Genomic DNA, 26,655 nt, shown 5'->3' on the forward strand with positions numbered 1-26,655 from the left:
AGCGCCAAACACCGGAGGCGCTGACACTCAGCGAGCGTTGAGCATGCTGATCCTCAGCCAACTGCCCCCATGGCCGCCCGCGCCATTCGAAAAGGCCATCCGGTGGACGCCACGCCGAACCCCCGGGCGCGTCGCGCTTCACCACGCGCGGAAAATCCGATACGGCGACAGAGCGCTTGCGTGGTGCGGCTGGTGTCGGGCCGTCAGTAATCCGTCGGAAGTGCGCAGGCGTGGCGCTTCGCCGGATCGCGCCGATGGCGGTCGGTGGGGCACGAGGTCGCAGTGGCGCTCACGAGGCCGCTCGAAGGGCCCTTCGCGGCCCTGCCGTCGCGACCGCGAGGATCATTCGCGGACTTCGGCGGCGTGCCCCCTACGGGGCGCTGCTCGCCGTCCTTCGCTCGCCGGCCACCGACGGGCCGCTGCCTCCGGGCCCGGGGAGCTCCACGGCACGGGCCGGGCCCGCCACCCGATCAAGGGGTGGCGGGCCCGGCCCGTGAAAAAGGGTGGCGGCCTGCCTCAGGCCGTGTTGCCGCGGCGTCGCTCGTCCGAGTCCGACTCCGCCTGCTTCGCCTGCACCTCGGGGTCGAGGGACGCGCCCTCGCTCCCGTCGACGGCGTTGAGGCGGGCCCGGTCGCCGACCTCGGTGGGCGCCGGCGGCTCGACCAGCCAGTCGGGGTTGGCCTGCTTGTCCCACCACTTCCACGCGGCGACCGCGCCGCCCGCCAGGATGCCGAGCACCGCGAGCCGTTTGGCCACCTTGCCGGCGCGGGCCCGGCGGTTGTGCTTCTTGACGAGCTTCTCGATCTCACGTGCCGTCACCCCACCGCGCAGCGCGGCGAGCGCCGCGGTGCCACGGGCGACCGCCTCGTCGCGTACCGGCTCGGCGGCGGCGCGGGCGGTGACCACGGCGTTCTCCAGCCGCGGGCCGGTGTAGTCGGCGGCCTGCCGCGCGGCGGCCTTGGTGCGGTGCGCGGCTCGGTGGGCGGCGGCGTCGACCCTGGGGGGCAGCGCGCCCCGGGCGTGCTCCAGGCGCGGCTGCAGATGGGCGTCGTACTGGGTTCGGGCCTGCTGAGCGGCCTCGGCCACCTTCGGAGCCACGCGGGTGCGGGCCTCATGAGCGGCTTCGGCCACCTTCGGGGCCACGCGGGTGCGGGCCTCATGAGCGAAGTGCACGGCGGTGTCCTTGGCCGTACCGGCATACGGAGCCACCACCTCCGCGGCGTGCCGCACGCTGTCCCTGGCCGTACCGGTCGCGGCGCGCACGCTGTCCTTGCGGGTCACGGGATCCTCCTCCTCGGTGGCGTGTCCGGGGCTTTGGGGGTTGGTCCCCCATGTCTGCTGTGTCGCCTGTCCACCCGATTGAAGATCATGCCTGCTCACCCTCCGTACGGCATGTGCGAGCGGGCATCCGGGTCATTGGGGACCTTCCGGAGCCTTGTGATGACAATGCCACGATTTACCGCCCGACGCCCCGCTACCGCCCGGCCGGAGTCGGGAAAGAAATCTGTACGACGCCGTCCGGGGGCGCAGGCCGAGCGACGGGCGGGCGCGACCGTGCGAGGATCGGGAGCCGTCAGAGAAGACTTATGGAAGGTAGACCGTGGCTGAACAGCTCTACGCCACCCTGAAGACCAACCAGGGCGACATCGAGATCCGGCTCCTGCCGAACCACGCGCCGAAGACGGTCAGGAACTTCGTCGAGCTCGCCAAGGGCGAGCGGGAGTGGACCAACCCGGCGACCGGCCGGAAGACCACGGACAGGCTGTACGACGGCACGGTCTTCCACCGGGTGATCGAGGGCTTCATGCTCCAGGGCGGCGACCCGCTGGGCAACGGCACCGGCGGTCCGGGCTACGAGTTCGCCGACGAGTTCCACCCCGACCTGTCCTTCAACAAGCCCTACCTGCTGGCCATGGCCAACGCCGGTCCGGGTACCAACGGGTCGCAGTTCTTCATCACCGTCTCGCCGACCGCCTGGCTGACCGGCAAGCACACCATCTTCGGTGAGGTCACCAACGAGGCGAGCAAGAAGGTCGTCGACGCCATCGGCAGCACGGCGACCAACCCGCGCACCGACCGCCCGGTGCAGGACGTGGTCATCGAAACGGTCGTCGTCGAGAGCCGCTGAGCAGGTCCGGTTCGCCCGGTCCGCACGCCCTTCGGCCCGCCCCGGATCCGGAGCGCGGACTTGGAAGCGGACCGCCCAGGGAACCAATACGCCCCGCCCGGTCGTACTCCGGGCGGGGCGGTGCGTTGAGACGCCCCGACGGAGAAGAGGACGAGGGAAGCGATGGACCAGGTGCCAGGCAGCCCGCAGGAGCCGCAGAACGCACACGGCGACAGCCTGCCCGGCTGTTACCGCCACCCGGACCGCACGACCGGCATCAGCTGCACCCGCTGCGAGAAGCCGATCTGCACCGACTGCATGGTCAGCGCCTCGGTCGGATTCCAGTGCCCGGACTGCGTCCGCAGTGGCGGCGGCACCGGGCACACGGCGCAGGCGACGGTGCCGCGCACGATCGCCGGCGGCACCATCGCGTCCGATCCGCGGCTGATCACCAAGATCCTGCTGGGTATCAACGCCGCCGTCTTGATCGCCGTACTGGCGACCGGTGACGACCTCGTCGACCGGCTCGACATGCTCGGTCTCGCCTTCGACCCGAACCGCGCGCAGCTCGCCGGCGTCGCGGAGGGCGAGTGGTACCGCCTGGTGAGTGCGATGTTCCTGCACCAGCAGCTGCCGCACTTCGCCTTCAACATGCTGTCGCTGTGGTGGCTGGGCCCGTCGCTGGAGGCGGCGCTCGGCCGCGTCCGCTTCATAGCGCTCTACCTGCTGTCCGGTCTGGGCGGCAGCGCCCTGTCGTATCTCCTCGCCGCGCAGAACCAGCCCTCGCTCGGCGCCTCCGGCGCGATCTTCGGCCTGCTGGGTGCGACCGCCGTGCTGATGCGGCGGATGAACTACGACATGAAGCCGGTCCTGATCCTGCTCGGGCTCAACCTGGTCTTCACGTTCCTGTGGCCGAATATCGCCTGGCAGGCCCACGTCGGCGGCCTGGTGGTCGGCGCCGCGGTGGCCTTCGGCATGGTGCACGCCCCGCGCGATCGCCGGACCCAGGTGCATATCGCGACCTGTGTGGTGGCGCTGCTGGCCATCGTCGCTGTGGTGTGGGTGCGGACCGCGCAGCTGATGGGCTGACCCGTCCGTCGACGGGGTGTGGGAGGGGCCCCGTCCCGGCTCCGCCTGGTGGGGATGACCAGGAAGTCGGGCCCCTCCGCGACACGTTGTCCACAGTGCGTGGCGGATCTTGTGCAACCTGTGGGGAACACTCGTTCAGGACTGCGCTGACCTGCGTTTCCCCAGTAAGAACAAGGGAAGGCGGGCTGCGGAGGCTGTCGGCGCCGGTCACACCGGCGTCAACCTCCAGAGGGTTATCCACAGATCTTCTGAAGTTTTCCCCGGCTGTGGATAACCGTGTGGATGGCCTTGGGCAGGGCTTGCGCTACTTCCACTGGGTGGATACGCCGAAGCCCACCGCGATGAAGCCGAAACCGCACACGATGTTCCAGTTGCCCATGTCCTTGATCGGCAGATCGCCCTCGGACACGTAGAACAGGACGATCCAGGCGAGCCCGATCAGGAACATCGCCAGCATCAGGGGGGCGACCCAGCTGCGGCCCGACGTCATCTTCAGACTGGTGGTCTGCTTCGCCGGCGGCGGCGTGAAGTCGTCCTTCTTGCGGATCCGTGACTTCGGCACGAGGAACTCTCCTGTCGATGTGCTGCTCCCCCATCCGACGGGGGCTGTACGGAATGGGAGCCGGGTGGGAAGCGGCGGGGATCGGCTCCTCGCCCGGGCGTCCGTTAGCGTAGTGCTTCCGCGGCGTCGTAAGGAGTAAGGGTACGTTGAGCAATTCCGCTGACTCCTCCGGCCGCCCCGCCCGATTCCGGCTGCGGCCCGTACGCCTTCTCACACTCACCGTGTTCGCGCTCGCCGGCCTGCTGTTCTGGCTGAGCTTCGACACCGCGCGCGGCACCAATCTGCGCTCGGACGACTCCATGCTGAGGCTGTCGGACCTCATCCAGGAGCGCAGCCACAAGAACGGCGCCCAGGACGACCGTAACGCGGCCCTGCGTGAGGACGTCGATGCCCTCGCACAGCGCGACAACGGCAGCTCCAAGGCCGACGACGCCAAGCTCAAGGCGCTGGAGGTGAACGCCGGCACCAAGAAGCTCACCGGCCCCGGCGTCACCGTCACGCTCACCGACGCCCCGCCGAACGCCACCGCCAAGATCCCGGGGCTGCCCGAACCGCAGCCCAACGACCTGGTCATCCACCAGCAGGACCTGCAGGCCGTGGTGAACGCCCTGTGGCAGGGCGGCGCCAAGGGCATCAAGGTCATGGACCAGCGGCTGATCTCCACCAGCGCGGTGCGCTGCGTCGGCAACACCCTGATCCTCCAGGGCCGGGTCTACTCCCCGCCGTACAAGGTCACCGCCGTCGGCGACCGAGAGGCCCTGAACCGCGCACTGACCGCCTCCCCCGCCATCCAGAACTACCTGCAGTACGTGAACGCCTACGGCCTCGGCTGGAAAGTCGACCAGCACGAAGCGGTGACTCTTCCCGGCTACTCCGGCACAGTGGAGCTCCACTACGCACAGCCTGTGAAGCCGTAGCCCGCCCGCCGCGGGACGGCGGGGAGGGGCGGAGCCGCATGACGGTGCGGTGGATCGTCAGGACCTTCAGCGAAATCTGCGTCACCCTCGGCACCCTCATCGTCCTCTTCGTCGCCTATCTGCTCTTCTGGACCGGCGTACGCGCCGACAGCGCCATGGACGGCGAGATCGGCGAACTGGAGCACCGGTGGGCGGCCGGTCCTGTCGCCGGCGGACCGGACGGCAGCGGAAGCGGCGAAGCGGCACCGGACGGCACACCGGGGGACACCGCGGACGCCGGCGAAGGCCGCCCGCACCGGCCCCCCTACCGGGACGGAAAGTCCTTCGCTGTGATGTACATCCCGCGCCTCGGCGCGGACTGGGCCAAACCCGTACTCCAGGGCACCGCCGTCGACACCCTCAAGCGCGGCCTGGGCCACTACGACCGGACCGCGCGGCTCGGCGCCACCGGCAACTTCGCGGTCGCCGGGCACCGCAGAACCTACGGCGACCCCTTCAAGGACTTCCCGGAGCTGCGGCCCGGCGACGCCGTGGTGGTGAACGACGGCGCCACCTGGTTCACCTATCGAATCGACAACCGCCCCTACACGACGCTGCCCGGAGACACCGGCGTGATCGATCCGGTACCGCGGAAGTCCGGCTACAACGGCCCCGGCCGCTATCTCACACTGACCACCTGTGAGCCGGAATGGGGCCACAGCCACCGCCTGATCGCCTGGGCGCACCTGGATTCCACTCAACCCGTGGAACAGGGAAGGCCATCGGCTTTGACCGGCTGACCCTCCGGCGCCCGCCCTCTCCCCTTACTCTGGTGGGGCAATCGTCATCGTCAACGGCATCGGCAAGGGGACAGCGACAGCATGTACGGCTGGATCTGGCGGCATCTGCCGGGCAACACATGGGTGAAGTCGCTGATTTCACTCCTGCTGGTGCTGGCGGTCGTCTACGTGCTTTTCCAGTACGTCTTTCCGTGGGCGGAGCCGCTGCTCCCCTTCAATGACGTCACTGTCGATGAAGGGATGGCAGCCTCCCGATGACCGCACGCATTCTCGTTGTCGACAACTACGACAGCTTTGTCTTCAACCTCGTCCAGTACCTCTACCAACTGGGTGCCGAGTGCGAGGTGCTGCGCAACGACGAGGTCGCCCTCGGCCACGCCCAGGACGGCTTCGACGGCGTCCTGCTGTCGCCGGGGCCCGGTACGCCCGAGCAGGCCGGTGTCTGCGTGGACATGGTCCGGCACTGCGCGGACACCGGCGTGCCCGTCTTCGGCGTCTGCCTGGGCATGCAGTCGATGGCGGTGGCCTACGGCGGCGTGGTGGACCGTGCGCCCGAGCTGCTGCACGGCAAGACCTCCCTCGTCACGCACCAGGGCGCCGGCGTCTTCTCCGGCCTGCCCACCCCCTTCACCGCCACCCGTTACCACTCGCTGGCCGTCGAGCGGGACACCGTCCCCGACGAGCTGGTCGTCACGGCCTGGACCGAGTCCGGCATCCCCATGGGTCTGCGGCACCGTGAACTCCCGGTGGAGGGCGTCCAGTTCCACCCCGAGTCGGTCCTGACGGAGTGGGGGCACAAGATGCTGGCCAACTGGCTGGTGGAGTGCGGCGACGAGGGGGCCGTGCAGCGCTCGACGGGGCTCGCCCCGGTGGTTGGCAAGGCCGGCGCGTGACCGCCCTGCGCCCCGAGCGTGAAGGGAGACCCTACGAGCCGTATGTGCCCTCCCAGCAGTACGCGCCGCAGGATCAGCACGAACCACCGGATCCGTACAAGCAGCCCGAGGCGTTCGAGGCTGCCGTCGGGCAGCTCAGCGACCCGCTGAACGATCCGCTGCCGGGCCGGGCCGCCCCGGCTCAGGCCGCCTCCCAGGACTCGCATGCGGACGCCGCCCAGCCCGCGGGGGAGCCCGTGGAGGCCGGTCACGACCCGGCGCGGCAGGGGTCACCCTGGTTCCGGCCGCATCTGGAGCCGGAACAAACCGCCCAGCAGCCTCCCGCACGTCCGTCCGCCGGCGGATCCGGGACGTACGGACCGTCGGCGCCGCGGCGGCAGCGACGCCAGGTGCCCGGGCAGGCCGGGCCCAACCAGGGCTACCCCTCGGGCTACGAGTCCTACACCGCACCGGCCGAGCCGCGACCGGAGCCGTACGCCCCCACCGAGCCGTTCACGCGCCCGAAGCCGTCCGCTCCGGCCGCGACGCCGGCGCCGGTGCCCACCCCCTCGCCGGTTCCCGGGAAGGCGTGGGACGACGAGACGATGGCGCTGCGCCAGGCCGAAAAGCCGGGGGGTGGACGCGACGCAGACGCTGTTTCACGTGAAACGGACGCGGCGCCCAGCGCAGGTGGCCGCGCGGCCCGGCGCAAGGCCGCACAGGAGGCCGCCAAGCGGGGCGGCAAGCACGGTCGCCACGGGGCCGGGGCGGCCGCCGCGGCAGCGGCCGCCGAACGGACGTCGGCATCGGCACCGACCTCCCGGCTGGAGGCTCGTCGCGCCGCGCGAGCAGCCAAGGACAGCCCCAGCCTGATCATCAGCCGCGCGGTGGGTGAGGTGTTCATCACCCTCGGCGTGCTGATGCTGCTGTTCGTCACCTACCAGCTCTGGTGGACGAACGTCCTGGCTGAGCAGGAGGCGGGCGGCGCCGCGAACACCCTCCAGAACGAGTGGGACCACGGCGGCCAGGAGAAGAAGAACCTCGCAGCCGGGGAACGCTTCGCGATCATGTACATCCCGAAGCTGGACGTGAAGGCGCCGGTGGCCGAGGGCATCGACAAGCACTCGGTTCTCGACCGCGGCATGGTCGGCCACTACGACAAGAGCAGCGGGATCAAGACGGCGATGCCCTGGGACAAGAAGGGCAACTTCTCGGTGGCGGGCCATCGCAACACCCACGGTGAGCCGTTCCGCTACGTCAACAAGCTCACCAAGGGCGACAAGATCGTTGTGGAGACCAAGACCTCGTACTACACGTACGAGATGGAGAGCATCCTCCCGCAGACCTCACCCAGCAACACCAGCGTGATCGGCCCCGTGCCGCCCGGTTCGGGCTTCACCGGCCCGGGGCGCTACATCACGCTCACGACCTGCACCCCGGAGTTCACCAGTACCTATCGGATGATCGTCTGGGGCAAGATGGTCGAGGAGCGGCCGCGGAGCAAGGGCAAGCCGGATGCGCTCGTCAGCTGAGCGAACGTAAAAAAGGGGACTACGCGGTGACTGTCACCGGACACGACGAGGACACCGACCGGTCCCCGTCGTCACCCAAGCCGCGCCGGGTGCGGAGGATGATCGCCTCCGTCGTCAGCGTCATCGGCGAACTGCTGATCACGGCCGGACTGGTTCTGGGCCTGTTCGTCGTCTACTCATTGTGGTGGACCAACGTCCTCGCCGACCGCGAAGCGCATGAGCAGAGTGACCAGATTCGCCGGCACTGGGCGGACGACAGCCCCAAGGGCCCGGGCGACCTGGACACCAAGGACGGCATCGGCTTCCTGCACGTACCGGCCATGAGCAACGGCGAGGTGCTGGTCAGGAAGGGCACCAACGCCAAGGTCCTCAACGAGGGTGTGGCCGGCTACTACACCAAGCCGGTCAAGTCCGCGCTGCCGAAGGACGCCAAGGGCAACTTCACGCTCGCCGCGCATCGCGACGGGCACGGTGCGAAGTTCCACAACATCGACAAGATGAGGAACGGCGACGCGATCGTCTTCGAGACGCAGGACACCTGGTACGTCTACAAGGTCTACTCGACCCTGGCCGAGACCTCGAAGTACAACGTGGACGTCCTCGACGACGTCCCCAAGGAGTCCGGCAAGAGCAAGGCGGGCCGCTACATCACGCTCACGACCTGCACCCCGGTCTACACCTCGAACTACCGCTACATCGTCTGGGGCGAGCTGGAGCGCACCGAGAAGGTCGACGCGGAGCGCACTCCCCCGAAGGAACTGCGCTAGCCCGCTCCGGCACCACCCTCCCGCGACCGTGCCACTCAGTACTGCATCACCCGGTGCCGCAGGTCCTGCGACCACGTACGGCAGAGCCCCGGTGGCCCATCACGGGCCACCGGGGCTCTGCCGTACGCGCGTCGTGCGGGGCGCTAGTTGTTGCCCCCGAACGGTCCGCCGAAGATGCCGCCGTCGTCGTCCCCGCCGCCACCGAGGGTGGTCAGCGTCACGGTGGTCGTCTTGGGGTCGGACGGGGTCGCCGCGGCCGGGTCCTGCGTGACCACCCGGGCGTTGTCGCTCTGGTCGCTGCCGTCGGCGAACTGGATGTTGGTGAAGCCCGCCTGCTGAAGGATCTGCTTCGCGTCCTTCACCTTCTGGCCGACGACATTCGGGACCGGCGTCTGGGCCGCGGCCTTGCCGACGGTCAGAGTGATCGTCGAGTTCTTCTTGACCTGGGTGTTGGCGCCCGGGTCCATGGCGGTGACCTTGCCGACCTGAGCCGGGTCGTCCACTTCCTGTTCCTGCTTGCTGACCTGGAGGTTCTGGTCCGTCAGCTGCTTCCTCGCCGCCTCGAAGTCCTGGCCGATGACGTCCGGCACCGAGACCTTCGGCACTGCCTGGGCGATGGACAGCGTGATGGTGGTGTCCTTGGCCTTCTTGGCGCCCGGCTGCGGGTTCTGGTCCGCCACGGTGCCGGGCTCACGGTCGGACACCACGGTCTTGGTCTCGATGTCGGTGAAACCCTTGGCCTTGAGGTCGGACGTCGCCTCGTCCAGGGTCAGGCCCTTGACGTTGGGAACGGTGACCTTGACAGCACCCGTGCACATCGTGACGGTGACCGTCTCGTTCTTCTCGATCTCCTCGCCGGACTTCGGGTCCTGCCGGGTGACCTGGCCCTTCTTGGCGTTGTCGCAGGGCTCGCTGCCGCCTTCGACGACCTTGAAGCTGCCGTTGACCCCGCGCTCCTTGGCCTCCTTCAGCGTCTTGCCGACGAGGCTCGGGACGGGCACCGTGCCGCCGGTGTTCCCGCCGCTGAACATCGCCTTGCCGATGAAGATCGCACCGACCAGGACGAGCACGGCCGCGAGCACCAGCAGGATCGTCGACAGGTTGCTCTTCTTGCCGCCGCCCCGCCGCCGGTCACCCCGGTCGTCGTAGCCGTAGCCGTCGTTGGGGTTCATCGGCGGCATCATCGAGGTCTGGCCCGCCGGGTCCTGCGGGCGCAGCATCGTGGTGGGCTGGTCCTGGTCGTAGCCCGCGGCGCCCATGGCGGACGTCGCGGCGACCGGCTGGCCGTCCAGTGCCGCTTCGATGTCGGCGCGCATCTCGTCCGCCGACTGGTAGCGGTAGTCGGGGTCCTTGACCAGCGCCTTGAGGACGATGGCGTCCATCTCGGGCGTGATCTCGGGATCGAAGTTGCTCGGCTTCTGCGGCTCCTCGCGGACATGCTGATAGGCCACCGCGACCGGCGAGTCACCGACGAACGGCGGCCGGACCGTGAGCAGCTCGTAGAGCAGACAGCCGGTGGAGTACAGGTCGGAGCGGGCGTCGACCTGCTCGCCCTTGGCCTGCTCGGGCGAGAGGTACTGCGCGGTGCCGATGACCGCGGCGGTCTGCGTCATGGTCATCCCGGAGTCGCCCATGGCGCGGGCGATGCCGAAGTCCATGACCTTGACCTGGCCGGTGCGCGTCAGCATGACGTTGGCCGGCTTGATGTCGCGGTGGACGATGCCGGCCCGGTGGGAGTACTCCAGCGCCTGGAGCACGCCGATGGTCATCTCCAGGGAGCGCTCGGGCAGCAGCTTCCGGCCGGAGTGCAGCAGCTCACGCAGCGTGGAGCCGTCGACGTACTCCATGACGATGTACGGGATCGAGACCCCGTCGACGTAGTCCTCGCCGGTGTCGTACACCGCGACGATCGACGGATGGTTCAGCGAGGCGGCCGACTGGGCCTCACGGCGGAACCGGGCCTGGAAGGACGGGTCACGGGCGAGGTCCACCCGGAGCGTCTTCACAGCTACGGTGCGGCCCAGGCGGGTGTCATGCGCGAGGTACACCTCGGCCATGCCACCGCGGCCGAGCACCGAGCCCAGCTCGTACCGGCCGCCGAGGCGACGCGGCTCTTCCATAAGCTTCTCCAGCCCTCTCCGTCAGTCCCGACCGCACCGGTGTGTGGTCCGGCGGTGTGCTGTTCGGGCATACGGTACCCGGCACTGACCACCGGCTCGGGCCGCAGCCGCAACCTGATATCCGACCGGTATTGGCATGACCCGAGTCACTTCTTGCCTTCGAGTACCGCCTCCATGACGCTCTTGGCGATGGGAGCGGAGAGCTTGCCGCCCGCGATGTCGTCGCGGATCGTGTCGGAACTCTCAATCACGACGGCGACCGCGACGGGCGTTCCCTTGTCGGTCTTCGCGTACGAGATGAACCAGGCGTAGGGGTTGTCCTTGTTGTCCTCGCCGTGCTGCGCGGTACCGGTCTTACCACCGACTGTGACGCCCGCGATCTGGGCGTTGGTTCCCGTGCCGCTCTTGACCACGGTCTCCATCATGTCCTGGACCTTCTGGGCGTTCTCCGGCTTGAGCGGCTGGCTCATCTCCTGCGGAGTGTGCTGCTGGACCACGTTGAGGTTCGGCGCGACCAGCTGCTCGACCATGTACGGCTTCATCAGCTTCCCGCCGTTGGCGACCGCCGAGGCGACCATGGCCATCTGCAGCGGCGTGGCACGGTTGGAGGCCTGGCCGATACCGGCCATCGCGTTCTGCGGCCGGTTGTCGGTGGGGTAGATGCTCTCGGCGGCGCGGACCGGAGTGTCGATCTTCGCGTTGTTGAAGCCGAACTTCTCCGCCTCGGCCTTCATCTTCTTGTTGCCGAGGTCGGCGCTGATCTTGCCGAAGACGGTGTTGCAGGACACCCGCAGCGCCTCGCGCAGGCTGGCGTTCTCGCAGGGGATGTTGCCCTCGTTCTTCAGCTCGACGCCCGAGGTGTCGGGGAGGGTGTAGGGCAGCGGCGAGTCGGTCTTGGAGTCGGCGTCGGAGTAGAGGCCGTTCTCCAGCGCGGCGGAGGCCGTGACGACCTTGAACGTGGAGCCGGGCGGGTAGGTCTGGCGCAGCGCCCGGTTGAGCATCGGCTCGTCCGGGTTGTTCTTCTTCTGCAGACCGTTGTACGCCTCGGCGTCCTTGTCACTCATGCCGGCGAACTTCGACGGGTCGTAGGACGGCGTGCTGGCCAGCGCCAGGATCGCGCCGGTCTCCGGGTTGATCGCGGCGACCGCGCCCTTCTTGTTGCCGAGCCCCTCGAAGGCCGCCTTCTGCGCCTTGGCATCCAGGGTCGTGACGACGTTGCCGCCCTCCTGCTTGCCACCGGTGAGCATGTCGACGGTGCGGCTGAAGAAGAGCTTGTCGTCGGTGCCGGACAGGATGCCGTCGTTGAGCTTCTCCAGCTGGTTGGCGTCGAAGGCCTGCGAGGCGTAGCCGGTGACCGGCGCCCACATGGGGCCGTTCTTGTACGTCCGCTTGTACTTGAAGTCGCCGCTGTCGGTGGTGGTGGAGCCGGTGATGGCCTTGCCGTCGACGATGATGTTGCCGCGCGGCGTGCTGTAGCGCTCGATCGCGACACGCCTGTTGTGGGTGTCGTTCTTCAGCTCGTCGGCCTGGACGAACTGCACCCAGTTGACGCGGACGAGCAGAGCCAGGACGAGCAGGCCGCAGAAGATCGCGACCCGGCGCAGGGGCTTGTTCACGGGCGGACCACCTGAGTCATCTCGGCGTCGGTGGACGGGGCGGGGGCGGGGGCGGGCCGGCGCGCGGTGTCGCTGATGCGCAGCAGGATCCCGACCAGTGCCCAGTTAGCGATCACGGACGAGCCACCCTGGGCGAGGAACGGCATGGTCATACCGGTCAGCGGGATGAGACCGGTCACGCCGCCGGCGACGACGAAGACCTGCAGCGCGAAGGCGCCGGACAGGCCCACGGCCAGCAGCTTGCCGAACGGGTCCCGGGCGGCCAGCGCCGTACGGATCCCGCGCTCGATCAGCAGGCCGTAGAGCAGCAGGATCGCCATCAGGCCGCCGAGGCCGATTTCCTCGCCGACAGTGGCGAGAATGTAGTCACTCTTGGGCGCGATACCGCCGATGAGGCGGGAGTAGCCCTGGCCGAGGCCGGAGCCGAGGATGCCGCCGGAGCCGAAGGAGTACATCGCCTGCGCGGTCTCGGTGACACCGCCGTTGGCCAGCTCCAGCGGGTTGAGCCAGTTGTGGACTCGCGTCTGGACGTGCGACTCGAAGGTCGCCACCGCCACCGCGCCGGCCGCGCTGAGCAGCAGACCGAAGACGATCCAGCTGGTGCGCTCGGTCGCGACGTACAGCATGACGACGAAGAGGCCGAAGAAGAGCAGTGAGGTACCCAGGTCCGTCTCGAACACCAGGATCATCAGGCTCAGCGCCCAGATGACGATGATCGGGCCGAGGTCGCGGCCGCGCGGCAGATACAGACCCATGAAGCGGCGGCTGGCCAGCGCCAGCGCGTCCCGCTTGACCATCAGATAGCCCGCGAAGAAGACCGCGATGACGATCTTCGCGAACTCACCGGGCTGGAGCGATCCGACCCCGGGGATGGTGATCCAGATGCGGGCACCGAACTTCGCCGGGAAGAACACCGGCAGGATCAGCAGGACCAGCGCGACGACCATCGAGATGTAGGTGTAGCGCTGCAGGACACGGTGGTCCTTGAGGAAGATCAGCACCCCGAGGAAGAGCGCGACGCCGAGCGTGGACCACATCAGCTGGCCCGGCGCCATCGCCCCGCCGAGCTGGTCGGTGGTGATCTGCGGCTCCTGGTCGAGCCGCCAGATGAAGACCAGGCCCAGGCCGTTGAGCAGGGTGGCGATGGGCAGCATCAGCGGGTCGGCGTACGGCGCCCACTTGCGGACGACGAGGTGCGTGACGCCCGCGAGCAGGCCGAGGCCGAGGCCGTAGCCGATGACGCCGGCGGGGACCGAGCCCTCCTTGGCCAGACCGACGTTGATGTACGCGAACACCGGAATCAGCACCGCGAAGATGAGCATCGCCAGCTCGGTGTTGCGGCGGCTCGGGGCTCCGATGGTGCCGATGGTGGTGGTGTTGGTGGTACTGCTCATGAGATGTACGGCCCCCTACGCCCTCACTGCTGGGTGCTGCAATTCTTTTCCAGCTTCTGCTGCTCCTCGGAGGGGGCCTGGCTGGTGGTGGGTGTGGGAGTGGCGGTCGGGGACGGCGCGAGCGCACCGGGCAGCGACGAGTTGTCTGCCTTGGTCTTGTCGCCGGTGCCACCGGACTTGCCGTCCGCCGAACCGGCCGTTCCGCCGGCGTGCTTGGCCTTCTCCTGGGCGGCCTTCTGCCGCGCGGCCTCCCGTGCGGCGGCCTCCCGCTGCTCCTTGCTTTGGCAGGCGCCGGCCTGCTTGCCGAGTTCGGTGACCTTCTGGGTCGCCTGGGCCCGGCTGTCGACCGCGATCGTCTCCTTGACCTGGTTGCGCTGGTACAGCGGTAGGTACTTGAGTTCGATCTCGGGGTGATCCTCATCGACGTCGTCGAGGTTGATCCACGCCAGGTCCTGGCTGATACCGCGGTAGAGCGCGACGTGGTCGTCCTTGGCGCCGACGAAGTACTGGGTCTGCGTCCAGCGGTAGCCGGCGTAGAGACCGCCGCCGACGACTGCCAGCGCCAGGGCGATGAAAAATGACCGCTTGAGCCACTTCCCGCGCCGCCGGGGCTTGAGGAAGTCCTCGTCGGTGAAGGCACCGAACGAGCCCTGCGGGGGACCGCCGACATCGTGCCCGCCGCTCCCGGGCGGCCCGAAGGAGCCTCCGGGCGGCCCCGGGGGGACGTCTCTGCGGCCGAGCTCGGCGGCGCGGGCCGCCGGCGTCTGGAGGGTGCTGGGGTCGCTGAGCTGGTTCTGGTTCTCGGCGACGGCGCCCACGATGACGGGGGTGTCGTTGAGCTGGCCGGCCAGCGTCTCATTGCCGTCGACGTCCAGGACATCGGCGACGATGCAGGTGATGTTGTCGGGCCCGCCGCCGCGCAGCGCGAGCTGGATCAGCTCCTGCACGGTCTCGTGCGGCCCGTGGTAGCCGGCGAGGGTCTCTTCCATCGTCTGGTGGCTGACGACCCCCGACAGCCCGTCGGAGCAGATCAGGTAGCGGTCGCCGGCCCGCACCTCACGGATGGAGAGGTCGGGTTCGACGTGATCGCCGCTGCCCAGCGCGCGCATCAGCAGCGAACGCTGCGGGTGCGTGGTGGCCTCTTCCTCGGTGATCCGGCCCTCGTCGACGAGCCGCTGCACCCAGGTGTGGTCCTGCGTGATCTGGGTGAGGACGCCGTCGCGCAGCAGGTAGGCGCGCGAGTCGCCGACATGCACCAGGCCCAGCCGCTGACCGGTCCACAGCAGGGCGGTCAGGGTGGTGCCCATGCCCTCCAGCTGAGGGTCTTCCTCGACCATGACCCGCAGCTGGTCGTTGGCGCGCTGCACGGCCGTACCCAGGGAGGTCAGGATGTCCGAACCCGGCACGTCGTCGTCGAGCTGGACGAGGGTGGAGATCACCTCCGAGGAGGCGACCTCACCGGCGGCCTGGCCGCCCATGCCGTCGGCGATCGCGAGCAGACGCGGACCGGCGTAGCCGGAGTCCTCGTTGCCCTCCCGGATCATGCCCTTGTGCGATCCGGCGGCGAAGCGCAGTGACAGGCTCATGCGCACCTCACCCGTCGGTTCGGGGTACATCCGCACGGTGCCCACCCTCCGGTCGGGAGCACGCCGGGGTCCGCCGAGTGGACCGCCGCGGCTCGCTCGCTCCGCTCGCTCATTGTCGTACTACTTCCGCAGCTCGATGACGGTCTTGCCGATGCGGATCGGGGCTCCCAGCGGAATCGGTGTCGGGGTCGTCAGCCGGGTCCGGTCCAGGTACGTGCCGTTGGTGGAACCGAGGTCCTCGACGATCCACTGGCCGTCACGGTCCGGGTAGATCCTGGCATGCCTGCTGGAGGCGTAGTCGTCGTCCAGCACGATCGTGGAGTCGTGCGCACGGCCCAGAGAGATGGTCTGGCCCTGGAGAGCGACGGTAGTGCCCGTCAGGGTGCCTTCGGAGACCACCAGTTTCGTGGGGGCGCCCCGGCGCTGACGGTTGTTGCCGCGGCCGCTCTCCTGGCGGCGCTGCGGTTGCTGCGGCGGCGCAGCCTGACGCTGCGTACGCGGTTCCTGCCCGCGCCGTGCGGCGCCGCGTTGTGTGACACGCGTGCCGAACAGATCGCTGCGAATGACCTGAACGGCCACGATGACGAACAGCCACAGTACGGCGAGGAAACCCAACCGCATGACCGTGAGGGTCAGCTCTGACATTGCCCCCGCTTCACCCTTCGGCTTGCCGGTAAACGATGGTGGTACTGCCCACGACGATCCGTGAGCCGTCGCGGAGATTAGCGCGAGTGGTGTGCTGCCCGTCCACCACGATGCCGTTCGTGGAGCCCAGATCCTGGACTGTGGGGGGCGTTCCGACCCGGATCTCACAGTGACGCCGGGAGACACCCGGGTCGTCGATTCGTACGTCCGCGTCGGTGCTGCGGCCCAGAACGAGCGTCGGGCGCGAGATCTGGTGGCGGGTGCCGTTGATCTCGATCCAGCGCCTGGTCTGCGCGTAGGGCTGCGGTCCTGCGCTCGGCGGTGCCGTACGGGGTACGGGCTGCGCGCCGCCGGGAGGCGGGGACGAGGGCATGGGGGGCGGGCCCACGTGACCTCCGCCCGGCTGACCGCCGCGCGGCGCCACGGAGGCGCGCTGGGCGGCGGCTGCCTGACCCGGTTCCTGGGACGAGCTGGAGGCGAGCGTACGGCTGCGCACGCGGTACAGGCCGGTGTCGAGATCGTCGGCCTTCTCCAGGTGCACCTTGACCGTGCCCATGAAGGTGTAGCGCTGCTGCTTGGCGTAGTCGCGGACCATGCCGGAGAGCTCGTCGCCGAGCTGCCCGCTGTAGGGGCTCAGCCGCTCGTAGTCAGGGGTGCTCAGTTCGACGATGAAGTCGTTGGGGACGACCGTGCGGTCGCGGTTCCAGATGGTGGCGTTGTTGTCGCACTCGCGCTGCAGCGCCCCGGCGATCTCCACCGGCTGCACCTCGGACTTGAACACCTTGGCGAAGGTGCCGTTGACGAGACCTTCGAGACGCTGCTCGAAACGCTTCAGTACTCCCACGGGGCACCTCCTTCCTCAGTCTTCGTCGGGGTCGTCCTGGTACTGCTTACTGATCGTATCCACGCGTAGGGAAATCGGCTGGTTCCCCTTTCCCGCCTGGAGGACGAGTGTCGCCCCTCACAGGGTTGCCCGGTGCTTCCTTCTCCTTGCCCACTGCTTGTGCACTGCGATCGTAGAGGTGCCCCGCAAACAGTGTCCCGCAACCACTGACCTCTCCTGCCGGGCGGGGGGCCGGAGACCGCCGCGCCCGGTCCGCCGGAGAGGGACGCGCCCCCGGTGGCGGACACCGAGAGTGTGAACCCTGAGGGAGGCGCTCGGCCAACGGCACCTGAGCAGCGGCCCGCCGCTCACGTGCCGGCGGCGGGGCGGGGACCGGGGGAAAGGCGTGTGAAGGCACCCTCGACAGCGTGCTAATGTTCTGCATGTCGACAGGCGCTCGCACAAGACCCGGACGGAACAGCCCGGATCGCGTGAGAGAATCGATCGGCAGCACCCATGCGCGGGTGGCGGAATAGGCAGACGCGCTGGATTCAGGTTCCAGTGCCCGAAAGGGCGTGGGGGTTCAACTCCCCCCTCGCGCACAGATGAGACCCCTGGTCTCCGGAGAAATCCGGGACCAGGGGTTTTCTCGTTGTGCCGGCAGATGTCGCGTGTCGGGGCGGGTCGGCGGGTGTCGGCGGGTGTGGCGCGGGGCGGCGCGATCCGGGGCTTTACCCCTCCCTCGATCCCTTGAGCCCTTGGCCCCTCGGGTCGTCCCGGGGGCGTCGGCGTCGGCGGGAGGTTCGGCTGCGAAGGCACCGGTCGGCGTTTGCGAGGGCTGTGCCACGGCAGCCGCTGCCTGAGGACTGCGTCACTTTTGGGGCGGCGGGTGGTGACCGTCGGCGGCGGGGTGCCGCTGTTGTGTGGGCGGCGTGTGGGGCGTCTCACGGCGGGAGCGCAGGGGCGCGCTTACGGGGCGGTCGCTGCTCGGGCTGGGCGCCCGGACCTCGTGTGGACGTTCTCTCAGGAGGCCGGTCGGGAAGTCGGCGCTTCGGGGGGAGAAGACGCGCAAGCCCCGGGTCGTGAGGCACGGGCAGGGCCTCGTGTCCCCTTCTCCCGGGGCGGGCGCAGTGAGCCGATGCGGCCGTCGGGCCGTCAGGCGGCCAGGCGCGTGGCGAGGGCCTTGGCCTTGGCCGTGGCGTCCGCGTGGGCCTTGTCACGGGAGGCCTCGAACTTCGGGATGAGCTCGGCCATCGCAGGGTTGTTAGGGGCCATCGTCAGCTCGGGAACGATGAATTCCACCTCGAACCCGAAGCTGTCGGCCAGCACGGACTGCAGGTAGTTCTGCACGTACTCGAAATTCTCGCGGGGCGTCCCCGGCGCGTACGAACCACCGCGGCTTGCGACGACCGTGACCGGGGTGCCCTTCGCGCTCGGCTCGGCTCCGACCGTGCGGCCCATGATGATCACCTGGTCGAGCCAGGCCTTGAGCGTCGAGGGGATCGTGAAGTTGTACATCGGCGCGCCGATGACGATCGCGTCCGCCTGCTCCACCTCTTCGACGAGCCGGGTGCGCAGCGCGAAGGCGGTCTGCTGCTCCGGGGTGTGGGTGGCGGGGTCGACGAAGGCGGCCGAGGCGCCGGCGCCGTCGAGGTGCGGGACCGGATCGGCCGCCAGGTCCCGGTGGATCACGGTGCCGTCGGGGTGCTGCTCCTCCCATGCCTTGCGGAAGGCCGCGGTCACCGAGCGGGAGGCGGAGCCGCCCTCGGGGAAGACGGAGGAGTCGATGTGCAGAAGCGTGGCCATGGGGATCGGTCCTTCGGTTCGCGGCCGGACGGTGTCGGCACGACGGTTGAATTCCGTACGTCACTATTCTTACCACAGGAGCTTACTTTTCCGCAGCACCCAACGGAAGCGCGGTACTCTGGGGGCATGGCGGACCACGGCGAGGCGGTGTGCAGGAAGGTCGACGACGGCATGGCCCGCGTTTTCGAGCTGTTCGGGAAGCGCTGGACGGGCTTGATCGTCGCGACGTTGATGGCGGGCCCGGTGCATTTCGCCGATCTGCGGCGGGCGATCCCGGGCATCAGCGAGCGCATGCTGTCCGACCGCCTCATGGAGCTGGCGGGGACCGGGCTGGTCGTCCGCGAGGTGGATGCGGGGCCCCCGCTGCGCGTCGCGTACCGACTCACGGAGGCGGGCCTGGCGATGGATTCTTCGCTCAAGGAACTGGGGCGGTGGGCCGAGACCTACCTCGCCGACGGGGGGCAGTGTCCGGAGCGGTTCCGGCAGTAGGTAGCAGGCGTAGGTGCTGGGGCGGGGCGGTCCCTGTTCGGGTCAGCCGTGCTTCTCCTGGGCGGCGTTGTAGCGCAGCAGGTACGTCGCGAAGCGGTCCAGGTCGGTCTCGTCCCAGTCGGCCAGGCGCTCGTGGAAGGCCTGACGGCGGCTCGCGGTGACATTGGCGAGCACCTGCGCGCCCTTTGTTGTGGGATGCAGCACCTGCACCCGATGGTCGTCCGGGTCGACGCGGCGCTCCACGAAGCCCAGTTTCTCCAGCGCGGCGATCTGCCGGCTGACCGTCGACTTGTCCAGAAGGTAGTGCGCGGCGAGGTCGGTGGCGCGGCATCCGTGCTGGTCGTCGAGGTGCGCGAGCAGGGTGTAGGAGACCAGCGACAGCTCGGGATGCATGCGGGCGGCGGTCGCGCGGGCCCGCCGGGCGAATGCGGTCATCTCCTGCTGGATGGTCTCGACGGACTCGTCGCGGTGGGCCACGGCGTTGCCTTTCGTTGAAGTAGTTGTATAGTACAACGTGGATTGAGAGTTGTATTAGCCAACTACTGGCGACAGCTGAGACGACTAGCTGAGAAGGCCTGCCCCATGAGTCCGGTCCGTCATCCCGATCACCACAGCGGTGCCGTGCGCGATCACCGAAGCGACGAGCTGAGGTCCCCTCGCGAAGAGGCGAGGGCCCATGGCGAGGAGCCGAGGCCGCCCCATCGAGGCGGGCAGCGATTCGACCACCGGAGCGGGCCGCCTTCGCGTGAGCAGCGTGCCGAGCATCCGGGTGTGGCCGAGCGCCCGGGCATCGCCGAGCACGCGGGCGCGCCACGGGGCGCACACCGCTCCGCCCACTCCGCCGGCCTGCGCCACGTCCTGACGCACCTGATCACCCCACTGCTGATGTGCATCGGCATGGGCCTGGCCTACCTGGGCGCGTTCGCGAACCCGCAGCCGCACCACCTGCCCGTCGCCGTCGTCGGGTCGGGCCAGAGCGCCCAGCTGCTTGCTCAGTCGATCAACGACAAGTCGGGCGGCGACCTGGCCGTACGGACAGTCGCCGACCGGGGCGCAGCGGTCGAGCAGCTCAAGCACGAGGACATTTTCGGTGCCTATGTGGCGAGCACGGACGGTGGGAACGCGGGTGGCGAGAAGGCAGGCGGGCCGGCGGCGGGTGAGCGAGCGGCGGCTGAACGGTCGGCGGGCGAACGGGCGGAGGTGAAGCCGGCGCCCGAACTGATCGTGGCGACCGCCGGGTCCGACACCAGCGCCTCCGTGGTGCAGAAGGTGTTCACCCCGATCGCGGCACAGCAGGGCGCACCGCTGAAGGTCACGGACGTGGCGCCGACCGTGGAGGACGACCCGACCGGCCAGGGCATCTTCTTCCTCCTGGTCGCGATCAGCATCGGCTCGTACGCCTCCGTCGCGGTGATCGGCGGCGCCGGAGCCGTGCTGCCGCTCCGGCTCAGGGCGATGCTGGCGGTCGGCACGTCCTTCGTGGTGAGCATCATCGGGACGGTGTTCGCCGGACCGGTCTTCCACCTCGTCGACCACGGTCTGTGGGGTCTGTGGGGCATGGCCTGGCTGTACTCCGCGGGCATCCTGCTGATCGGTACCGGTCTGCACACCTTCCTCAAGCGCTGGACCACGCTCGGTGTGATGACGCTGTTCGTGATGCTCAACTTCACGTCCTCCGGCGGCATCTTCCGGCCCGAGATGCAGCACGGATTCTTCGCGGCCCTGCACTCCTTCTGGAACGGGGCGGGCTTCGTCGAGGGTGTCCGCAGCCATGTCTACTTCGCCGGCCACGGCCTGACCGGGCATCTCGTGACGCTGGCGTGCTGGCTGGGCGTCGGGCTGCTGACGGTCGGCGTGGCCGCCGCTGCGGAGCGCCGTCGCCGTACCGCGGAGAGGAACGCGGCAGCCAATGCCACGGCGGTGGCGGCGGCCGCGGTGGCGGCGACGGTTCCGGATCGGGGGGCGGGTGTTGATCGGCGGGCGGCTGTTGGCCCCGAGGCGGCTGCTGAACGGGGGGCGGGCAGCGAGCGCGTTGAAGAGGTGGAGGTGGAGGAGGAGATGGAAGAGGCGGTGGGGGTGTAGGGCGTAGGGGTTGTAGGGGGTGGCTGGACGGGCCGTCTGTGGTCCGTCGGTAGGGGCGTCTGTCCGGGGTGGGGCTCGGGCGGGCGCCCGTTTGTGTTGGGGGCGTGTCGCCGGGGAGCCGGAGGGCTTGGTTCTCGGGGGGATTGGGGCGTGGGGGCGGATTGGGGCTGGGGTGCTGGGTGGGTTTGGGAGGCGGTATCCGGGGTGCCGTTTTTGGGTGGTGAGCGGGCCTGCCGACCGCCCCGAGCGTCGGTGCAAAGAGTTATCCACAGGCCCGAGCCGGGTGGCGGATCTCTCGATAACGTCATGGTCAGGCGAAGCCGGAATCGGCCGGCGGGCCGAGCCGATGAAGTTCGTGAAGGGGGAGGTGGCTCGCGATGACGCGTGTGCCGCACGTAACGGGGTTCGCCAGCCCCAAGGCGGAGGGACCGTCGCCCAAGGCGGCGGGCCGGGCGCTGCGGGACCGGGTGCCTCGCTCGGAGCAGGCGGCGCTGCCGGACGCGGCCGGACGGCCCGACGCGGTAGCAGCGGTCGAGCTGTCCAATGCCGGACGCCTGGCGGAGCTGACCCCGATACGGGTCGGGCGGATGGCCGCGAGCCCCTTCGCCTTCCTCCGCGGATCCGCCGGCTTGATGGCCTACGACCTGGCGGCCGGCCCGGTGACGGGTGTGGGTGCGCAGATCTGCGGCGACGCGCACGCCGGCAATTTCGGCCTCTACGGCGATGCCCGCGGCGGACTCGTCATGGACCTCAACGACTTCGACGAAACCCTGAACGGCCCGTGGGAGTGGGACGTGAAGCGGCTCGCTGCGTCGCTGGTGCTGGCGGGCCGGGAAGCGGGCGCCGGAGAGGACAGGTGCCGGAAGGCGGCGCGGGATGCCGCGGGCGCCTATCGGCGCACGATGCGGCTGCTGGCGAAGCTGCCCGTCATCGAGTCGTGGAACGCCATCGCCGACGAGGAGTTGGTCTCCCACACCGACGCCAGGGACCTGTTGGGCACCTTGGAGCGGGTGGAGCAGAAGGCGCGCAAGAACACCAGCGCCAAATTCGCGGCGAAGGCGACCGAGGAAGCGCCGGACGGCGGACGGCGATTCGTGGACGCTCCACCGGTGCTGCGGCGGATACCGGATGAGGAAGCGGCGGCGGTGGCCGGTTCGCTCACTGGCTATCTGGAGACGGTCCCCGAAGACCGGCGACCGCTCCTGGCCAGGTACGCCGTGCACGATGTGGCCTTCCGCGTGGTGGGGACGGGAAGTGTGGGCCTGCGCTCCTACGTAGTGCTGCTGCTGGATCACCAAGGAGAGCCCCTGGTGCTCCAGGTGAAGGAGGCGCGCAGCTCGGTGCTGGCGCCGTATGTGGAAAGGGCAGGCTTTGCCGCCCAGCCGGTGGCCCACGAGGGGCGGCGAATAGTGCTCGGCCAGCGGCGTATGCAGGTCGTCAGCGACATATTGCTGGGTTGGACGACGGTGCGGGACATAGCGGCACCCGACGCAGGCTCCGCGGGCGGGCCGTGGGCACGAACGGGTACGGACGACGGTCGGCGTGACGGACGGCCGTTCCAGGTCCGGCAGTTCAGGAACCGCAAGGGAAGCGTGGATCCGACGGAGCTGGCCGACGATCAGATGGACGACTACGCCCGGATGACCGGCGCCCTCCTCGCGCGGGCCCATGCGCACACTGCCGACCCTCGGCTGCTGGCCGGCTACTGCGGCAAGGGGGAAAGCCTGGACGAGGCGCTGGCGGACTTCGCGGTCGCCTACGCGGACCGAACCGAGGCCGACCACGCCGACCTGGTCGAGGCGGTGAAGAGCGGTCGGATCGCTGCGGAGATGGGGGTCTGAGGGGAGACGGCGAGACGGCGACACACGCCTGGTGGCCGGTGGCAGGTCGCTGGTGCGCGTGGGGCGTGGGCAGGCGGGAATGCAGGCGCGTAGCCACGAGAGGGTGGCAGGCGGGCGCCGGCCGTGGGTGCGTGGGCACGCGTGGGTGAGCCAGCACGGCGGGTGACAGGCGGGCGCTGAGTTTGGGCATCGGGGCACGCGGGTGTCAGGCACGGGCGGGTGACGGGTCTGCGCTGGTGGTGATGCGGTGCCGTGCGGCGCGGTGTTGCGTCGCGTTGTGTCGAGCGGCGGCGGCGGTGGCGGTGTGTGGGGGTGGGGTGGGTGGGGGCTGGGCCCCCGGGGGGAGGGGGAGGAGGGAAGAGGGGGTTTTGGGCGCCGGCGGCGGGGGCCGTCTCCGAAGCCGGTTGGGAGGCTGGCGTGAGGTAGACGCCAGAAGCCCGTGGGTTGGGTGGTGGGAGCGCTCGTGTGGGGGCTTGGTACCGGCTGCGGCACCGACAGCTATTGCTTGGACCTGGCAGATGTGTGTCTGCGGTGGTCGAGGGTGGGGCCGAGGGCGGATCCCCCCGTTGGTTCTCGGGGATGCCCGGTGGCTCGTGGGTGCGCCGTAGCTCACTGGTCCTGGTGTCCAAGCGGAGGCGAATGGCTGCGGAGAGTGTCGGCTGATATGGGCCGTACGCTGACCGGGTGACGAACTCGCACGCGGAGAACGCGCAGGACGGCCAGGACCGACCGGACGCATCGGACGCGCTGGGGACAGCGGATGCCCCGGCCGCCCCGCAGGCATCGGACGCCCGCGGTGGCGGTCAGGACGGCCCGCGCGCCGGCCAGGATGCACCCGGGGGTCAGTACGACTACGGCAGTGGTCACGGTGACCAGTCCGTCGGTGGCGACAGTGGCGCCGGGGACGTCGCCGCGGATGCTGCCGGTACCGGGGCTGGTCAGGGCGGTGACGAGGCCGGCCAGGTGGGTGCTGGTGCGCCTGGTGATCAGGCGGCCCAGGATGAGGGGACGCGGCGGCTGGCGAAGGCCGTACTGGCGGCGGAGCAGGCGCTGATCGAGTTCGAGATCGCGGTGGAGACGTTCCGGGTGGAGGTCGAGAACTTCTCCCGGCTGCACCACCAGCGGCTCGGCCCGATGTACGCGCGCCTGGACGAGCTGGACGCGCAGATCGCCGAGGCCGTGGCGGCACGTACCGGCGCACCCGAGGACATCCGTAAGGCGCAGGAAGCACGCGCCTCGGTTCTGCCGATGCCGGATGTGGAGGAGCTTTTTCACGGCTGGATCGGTTCGGACGGGCTGTTCCCCGAGTCGCAGGCCATGCTCACCGAGCAGCCTGTGCAGCCGCCGCAGAAGGTCCGTCCCAGCGAGGAGGCCCGCAAGGTCTACCGCGACCTGGTGCGCAAGGCGCATCCGGACCTGGCGCGGGACGACGCGGAGCGGGCGCGGCGGGACGAATTCATCGCGCGGGTCAACGCGGCGTACGGCCGTGGCGATGAGGCGACACTGCGGGAGCTGGTCCGGGAGTGGGAGGCCGGCCCGGCGCCGGTCGAGGAGCGGCTCAGCGAGAGCGAGGAGCTGTACGCGCGTCTGGAGTGGCTGGCCGAGCGCAAGGAGCTGCTGGCCGCCGTCGCGGCGGAGCTGGAGGACAGCGCCATCGGCGCGATGATCAAGATGGCGCCGCAGGACCCGGACGCCCTGCTCGAGGAGATCGCCGAGAAGCTGCTCGCCGATGTGGCGGAGCGCGAGGCGTACCTCGCGCAGCTGGTCGGGTAGCGTCGAGGTATGCGATTTGGTTCTCTGCCCACGGTCGGTGTCGACGCTCTCACGTCGGATGACTTCCTCCTGGACGTCCGGGAGATCGACGAGTGGGAAGCCGGGCACGCCGAGGGCGCGCTGCACATCCCGATGAGCGAATTCGTCGCTCGGTACGGCGAGTTGACCGAGGCTGCCCCTGAGGACGGCAAGGTCTATGTGCTGTGCCGGGTCGGCGGTCGTTCGGCGCAGGTCGCGCAGTACCTCATCCAGCAGGGTCTGGATGCGGTGAACGTCGATGGCGGTATGCAGGCATGGGAGGCCGCCGGCCGTCCCGTTTCGGATGGCAAGGGCGGCGCCGGGACGGTCATTTAGCGGACCGGCGGGTGGGCATCGTTCTGCCGTTGCCCGTTGCCCGTTGCCCGTTGCCCGGTGCCCGGTGCCCGTTCCTCGTTGCCGCGGGGCGGTGCTGATGGTTGAGCAGTTGGCGGCGGGTTGCGTATCGGGATGTTGAGTGTTCCGGGAGCGCGCTGATTCTCTTGTGCTGGATGCCGACGCCGGGCCTCGTCGCGCGGCTCCGTACGCCGCCCCGAGCCCGCCCTCATTCGGCGAGGCGTCGTGAGGTGCGGAGCGTCTTTTTCTTGGGCTCCCCCGTGCAGGTGGAGAGTCTCCTAACTCCTTCTGCTTCTCCTTCTGCGGCCGTCTCAGCTCAGGGGGTGTGCCGCCAGCAGGTCGCCGAGGGTCTCCTCATGGGCGGCCGCGGGGCCGAGGGAGAGTTCGAGTTGCTTGGCCCAGGCGTGGAAGCGGTGCAGGGGATAGTCGGTGTCGGCGCCGAAGCCGCCGTGCAGGTGGTGGGCGGTCTGGACGACACGGCGGACGCCTTCGGAGGCCCAGATCTTGGCGACAGCGATGTCCCCGGCCGCCGGCAGTGGACCGGCCGCGTCGGTGGTGATGCGCCAGGCGGCCTGCCAGAGCGTGGCTTCCATGGCACGCAGGTCTATGAAGCGGTCCGCGGCCTGGACGGCGACGGCCTGGAACGTGGCCACCGGGAAGCCGAACTGTTCGCGCTTGCTGGTGTAGTCGCTGGTCATGGAGAGAACTCGTTCACCGAGGCCGAGGGCCAAGGCGCAGGTGCCGATGGTGAGGTTGTTCCGTAGCGACTCCCAGGCGCCCGGGTCGGTGATCATCTTTCGGGCTTCGATGCGTACGGAGTGCAGTCGGACCTCGGCGTAGCGTTCCCCGTTGGTGGAGATCTGGTCGTCGAGAGAGACGCCTTCATCGTCCTGGGATACGAGGGCAACAACGGTGTCGCCGTCAGGTGTGTGCGCGGGAAGCAATATCTGGTCTGCGGTCGGTGCCCAGGGGACCGCGGTCTGGCTGCCGTCGAGGATCCACTCGTCGCCCTCCTGCCGGGCTTCCACGGAGAGTTCGGCCGAATCGTGCCCGGTGCGGCCTGCTGTTGCCACTGTCACGACGAGATCGCCGGTGCCAATGCGGGGCAGCGCCTCGGTGCGGAGCTCAGCACTGGCGTAGCGCTGAATCGTGAGGGCGGCGGCGCCCGACTCCAGCAGCGGTACACGTGCCAGAACCTTGGCCGACTCGCGCAGCACCAGGCAGAGGGCGATCGGTCCCAGGCCGGCTCCGCCGTGTTCGGGTGGGACCGGCAGGCTCAACAGGTGGGCGTCGGCGAGCTTGCGCCACAGCGCGCGGTCGAAGTCGTCGGCAACGGCTCCTGTAGTGAGCGAAGGGCTGGGTACGTCATCAGGAGCGACCCCCGAGAAGACGGCCTTCGCCGCTTCGACGGCGGCCTGCTGCTCCTCGGTGAAGGTGAAGTCCACTGGTCTGTCCTCCCACGCGGCGCCTTAATCTGACGATG

General features: G+C 69.4%; 24 protein-coding genes and 1 tRNA gene. 14 read left to right on the plus strand and 11 right to left on the minus strand.

The window, feature by feature from the left end; genetic code table 11:
* Positions 1–516: 516 nt before the first annotated feature.
* Positions 517–1,281, minus strand: coding sequence for a DUF5324 family protein (locus tag QOM21_RS18320; protein WP_407551433.1), 765 nt, complete (start codon positions 1,279–1,281; stop codon positions 517–519).
* Positions 1,282–1,600: 319 nt separating this feature from the next.
* On the opposite strand from QOM21_RS18320, the gene QOM21_RS18325 reads away from it, so the two are divergent.
* Entirely contained in the window at positions 1,601–2,128 is a 528-nt protein-coding gene (locus tag QOM21_RS18325; RefSeq protein WP_407551435.1) for a peptidylprolyl isomerase, read from the plus strand.
* A 162-nt stretch (positions 2,129–2,290) separates the two neighbouring features.
* Positions 2,291–3,196 (plus strand): rhomboid family intramembrane serine protease, encoded by a 906-nt coding sequence (locus tag QOM21_RS18330; protein ID WP_407551436.1) that lies wholly within the window; start codon positions 2,291–2,293, stop codon positions 3,194–3,196.
* Between the two features lie 304 nt (positions 3,197–3,500).
* Here the strand turns inward: QOM21_RS18330 and crgA are convergent, their stop codons facing one another.
* Positions 3,501–3,758, minus strand: a complete 258-nt coding sequence (gene crgA / locus QOM21_RS18335; RefSeq protein ID WP_393893059.1) for a cell division protein CrgA — start codon at positions 3,756–3,758, stop codon at positions 3,501–3,503.
* 146 nt (positions 3,759–3,904) lie between these two features.
* Between crgA and QOM21_RS18340 the strand changes: the two genes are divergently transcribed.
* The 6 genes from QOM21_RS18340 (at position 3,905) to QOM21_RS18365 (ending at position 8,625) form a co-directional block, all read left to right on the plus strand.
* Positions 3,905–4,675: a DUF881 domain-containing protein gene (locus QOM21_RS18340; protein WP_407551438.1), complete on the plus strand. Its 771-nt coding sequence runs from the start codon at positions 3,905–3,907 to the stop codon at positions 4,673–4,675.
* Positions 4,676–4,713: 38 nt separating this feature from the next.
* Positions 4,714–5,454 carry a class E sortase gene (locus QOM21_RS18345; RefSeq protein ID WP_407551439.1) on the plus strand — a complete coding sequence of 247 codons (741 nt, stop codon included), beginning with the start codon at positions 4,714–4,716 and terminating at the stop codon, positions 5,452–5,454.
* Between the two features lie 81 nt (positions 5,455–5,535).
* Positions 5,536–5,712, plus strand: a complete 177-nt coding sequence (locus tag QOM21_RS18350) for a hypothetical protein (protein WP_393893062.1) — start codon at positions 5,536–5,538, stop codon at positions 5,710–5,712.
* Positions 5,709–6,347 carry an aminodeoxychorismate/anthranilate synthase component II gene (locus QOM21_RS18355; RefSeq protein ID WP_407551442.1) on the plus strand — a complete coding sequence of 213 codons (639 nt, stop codon included), beginning with the start codon at positions 5,709–5,711 and terminating at the stop codon, positions 6,345–6,347. The genes QOM21_RS18350 and QOM21_RS18355 overlap by 4 nt, the downstream gene beginning before the upstream one ends.
* Complete coding sequence (locus QOM21_RS18360; protein WP_407551444.1) at positions 6,344–7,858, plus strand: class E sortase; 1,515 nt, start codon at positions 6,344–6,346, stop codon at positions 7,856–7,858. The genes QOM21_RS18355 and QOM21_RS18360 overlap by 4 nt, the downstream gene beginning before the upstream one ends.
* 26 nt (positions 7,859–7,884) lie before the next feature.
* The gene (locus QOM21_RS18365; protein ID WP_407551445.1) at positions 7,885–8,625 is read left to right on the plus strand and encodes a class E sortase; all 741 of its coding nucleotides are present in this window, start codon (positions 7,885–7,887) and stop codon (positions 8,623–8,625) included.
* A 143-nt stretch (positions 8,626–8,768) separates the two neighbouring features.
* Here the strand turns inward: QOM21_RS18365 and pknB are convergent, their stop codons facing one another.
* The 6 genes from pknB to QOM21_RS18395 all read right to left on the minus strand — a co-directional run bounded on the left by pknB (position 8,769) and on the right by QOM21_RS18395 (position 16,830).
* Positions 8,769–10,745 carry a Stk1 family PASTA domain-containing Ser/Thr kinase gene (pknB, locus tag QOM21_RS18370; RefSeq protein WP_407551447.1) on the minus strand — a complete coding sequence of 659 codons (1,977 nt, stop codon included), beginning with the start codon at positions 10,743–10,745 and terminating at the stop codon, positions 8,769–8,771.
* A gap of 146 nt (positions 10,746–10,891) precedes the next feature.
* Complete coding sequence (locus QOM21_RS18375; RefSeq protein ID WP_407551448.1) at positions 10,892–12,361, minus strand: peptidoglycan D,D-transpeptidase FtsI family protein; 1,470 nt, start codon at positions 12,359–12,361, stop codon at positions 10,892–10,894.
* Positions 12,358–13,755, minus strand: a complete 1,398-nt coding sequence (locus QOM21_RS18380) for an FtsW/RodA/SpoVE family cell cycle protein (RefSeq protein ID WP_407551449.1) — start codon at positions 13,753–13,755, stop codon at positions 12,358–12,360. The genes QOM21_RS18375 and QOM21_RS18380 overlap by 4 nt, the downstream gene beginning before the upstream one ends.
* A gap of 23 nt (positions 13,756–13,778) precedes the next feature.
* Complete coding sequence (locus QOM21_RS18385; RefSeq protein ID WP_407551451.1) at positions 13,779–15,341, minus strand: PP2C family protein-serine/threonine phosphatase; 1,563 nt, start codon at positions 15,339–15,341, stop codon at positions 13,779–13,781.
* Between the two features lie 120 nt (positions 15,342–15,461).
* On the minus strand, positions 15,462–15,986 hold the full coding sequence (locus QOM21_RS18390; RefSeq protein WP_407551453.1) for an FHA domain-containing protein: 525 nt from the start codon (positions 15,984–15,986) through the stop codon (positions 15,462–15,464).
* 10 nt (positions 15,987–15,996) lie between these two features.
* A complete protein-coding gene (locus tag QOM21_RS18395) occupies positions 15,997–16,830 on the minus strand; it encodes an FhaA domain-containing protein (RefSeq protein WP_407551455.1) in 834 nt (277 codons plus the stop codon).
* A gap of 497 nt (positions 16,831–17,327) precedes the next feature.
* On the opposite strand from QOM21_RS18395, the gene QOM21_RS18400 reads away from it, so the two are divergent.
* Positions 17,328–17,411 (plus strand) — tRNA-Leu (locus QOM21_RS18400).
* A 553-nt stretch (positions 17,412–17,964) separates the two neighbouring features.
* Here QOM21_RS18400 and QOM21_RS18405 read toward each other — a convergent pair.
* Positions 17,965–18,615 carry an FMN-dependent NADH-azoreductase gene (locus QOM21_RS18405; protein ID WP_407551457.1) on the minus strand — a complete coding sequence of 217 codons (651 nt, stop codon included), beginning with the start codon at positions 18,613–18,615 and terminating at the stop codon, positions 17,965–17,967.
* A gap of 126 nt (positions 18,616–18,741) precedes the next feature.
* On the opposite strand from QOM21_RS18405, the gene QOM21_RS18410 reads away from it, so the two are divergent.
* Positions 18,742–19,104, plus strand: a complete 363-nt coding sequence (locus QOM21_RS18410) for a winged helix-turn-helix transcriptional regulator (protein WP_407551459.1) — start codon at positions 18,742–18,744, stop codon at positions 19,102–19,104.
* A gap of 42 nt (positions 19,105–19,146) precedes the next feature.
* Here the strand turns inward: QOM21_RS18410 and QOM21_RS18415 are convergent, their stop codons facing one another.
* On the minus strand, positions 19,147–19,581 hold the full coding sequence (locus QOM21_RS18415; protein ID WP_407551460.1) for a MarR family winged helix-turn-helix transcriptional regulator: 435 nt from the start codon (positions 19,579–19,581) through the stop codon (positions 19,147–19,149).
* Positions 19,582–19,875: 294 nt separating this feature from the next.
* On the opposite strand from QOM21_RS18415, the gene QOM21_RS18420 reads away from it, so the two are divergent.
* From QOM21_RS18420 to QOM21_RS18435, 4 genes are all read left to right on the plus strand, one after another.
* On the plus strand, positions 19,876–21,186 hold the full coding sequence (locus tag QOM21_RS18420; protein ID WP_407551462.1) for an ABC transporter permease: 1,311 nt from the start codon (positions 19,876–19,878) through the stop codon (positions 21,184–21,186).
* A 377-nt stretch (positions 21,187–21,563) separates the two neighbouring features.
* Positions 21,564–23,027, plus strand: a complete 1,464-nt coding sequence (locus QOM21_RS18425) for a DUF2252 domain-containing protein (protein WP_407551463.1) — start codon at positions 21,564–21,566, stop codon at positions 23,025–23,027.
* Positions 23,028–23,711: 684 nt separating this feature from the next.
* Positions 23,712–24,800 (plus strand): J domain-containing protein, encoded by a 1,089-nt coding sequence (locus QOM21_RS18430; RefSeq protein WP_407551465.1) that lies wholly within the window; start codon positions 23,712–23,714, stop codon positions 24,798–24,800.
* Between the two features lie 9 nt (positions 24,801–24,809).
* Positions 24,810–25,154, plus strand: a complete 345-nt coding sequence (locus QOM21_RS18435; RefSeq protein WP_407551467.1) for a rhodanese-like domain-containing protein — start codon at positions 24,810–24,812, stop codon at positions 25,152–25,154.
* Between the two features lie 329 nt (positions 25,155–25,483).
* Here QOM21_RS18435 and QOM21_RS18440 read toward each other — a convergent pair whose 3' ends face one another.
* On the minus strand, positions 25,484–26,617 hold the full coding sequence (locus tag QOM21_RS18440) for an acyl-CoA dehydrogenase family protein (protein ID WP_407551469.1): 1,134 nt from the start codon (positions 26,615–26,617) through the stop codon (positions 25,484–25,486).
* Positions 26,618–26,655 lie beyond the last annotated feature (38 nt).

The organism is Streptomyces sp. Pv4-95 (assembly GCF_045782725.1).
Classification (GTDB): Bacteria; Actinomycetota; Actinomycetes; order Streptomycetales; family Streptomycetaceae; genus Streptomyces.

Excerpts from the sequence above, each read along its gene's own strand:
- QOM21_RS18330 (WP_407551436.1), top strand. The coding sequence starts at position 2,291 with ATGGACCAGGTGCCAGGCAGCCCGCAGGAGCCGCAGAACGCACACGGC.
- QOM21_RS18345 (WP_407551439.1), top strand. The coding sequence starts at position 4,714 with ATGACGGTGCGGTGGATCGTCAGGACCTTCAGCGAAATCTGCGTCACC.
- QOM21_RS18350 (WP_393893062.1), top strand. The coding sequence starts at position 5,536 with ATGTACGGCTGGATCTGGCGGCATCTGCCGGGCAACACATGGGTGAAG.
- QOM21_RS18355 (WP_407551442.1), top strand. The coding sequence starts at position 5,709 with ATGACCGCACGCATTCTCGTTGTCGACAACTACGACAGCTTTGTCTTC.
- pknB (WP_407551447.1), bottom strand. The coding sequence starts at position 10,745 with ATGGAAGAGCCGCGTCGCCTCGGCGGCCGGTACGAGCTGGGCTCGGTG.
- QOM21_RS18380 (WP_407551449.1), bottom strand. The coding sequence starts at position 13,755 with ATGAGCAGTACCACCAACACCACCACCATCGGCACCATCGGAGCCCCG.
- QOM21_RS18385 (WP_407551451.1), bottom strand. The coding sequence starts at position 15,341 with ATGAGCCTGTCACTGCGCTTCGCCGCCGGATCGCACAAGGGCATGATC.
- QOM21_RS18390 (WP_407551453.1), bottom strand. The coding sequence starts at position 15,986 with ATGTCAGAGCTGACCCTCACGGTCATGCGGTTGGGTTTCCTCGCCGTA.
- QOM21_RS18405 (WP_407551457.1), bottom strand. The coding sequence starts at position 18,615 with ATGGCCACGCTTCTGCACATCGACTCCTCCGTCTTCCCCGAGGGCGGC.
- QOM21_RS18410 (WP_407551459.1), top strand. The coding sequence starts at position 18,742 with ATGGCGGACCACGGCGAGGCGGTGTGCAGGAAGGTCGACGACGGCATG.
- QOM21_RS18425 (WP_407551463.1), top strand. The coding sequence starts at position 21,564 with ATGACGCGTGTGCCGCACGTAACGGGGTTCGCCAGCCCCAAGGCGGAG.
- QOM21_RS18435 (WP_407551467.1), top strand. The coding sequence starts at position 24,810 with ATGCGATTTGGTTCTCTGCCCACGGTCGGTGTCGACGCTCTCACGTCG.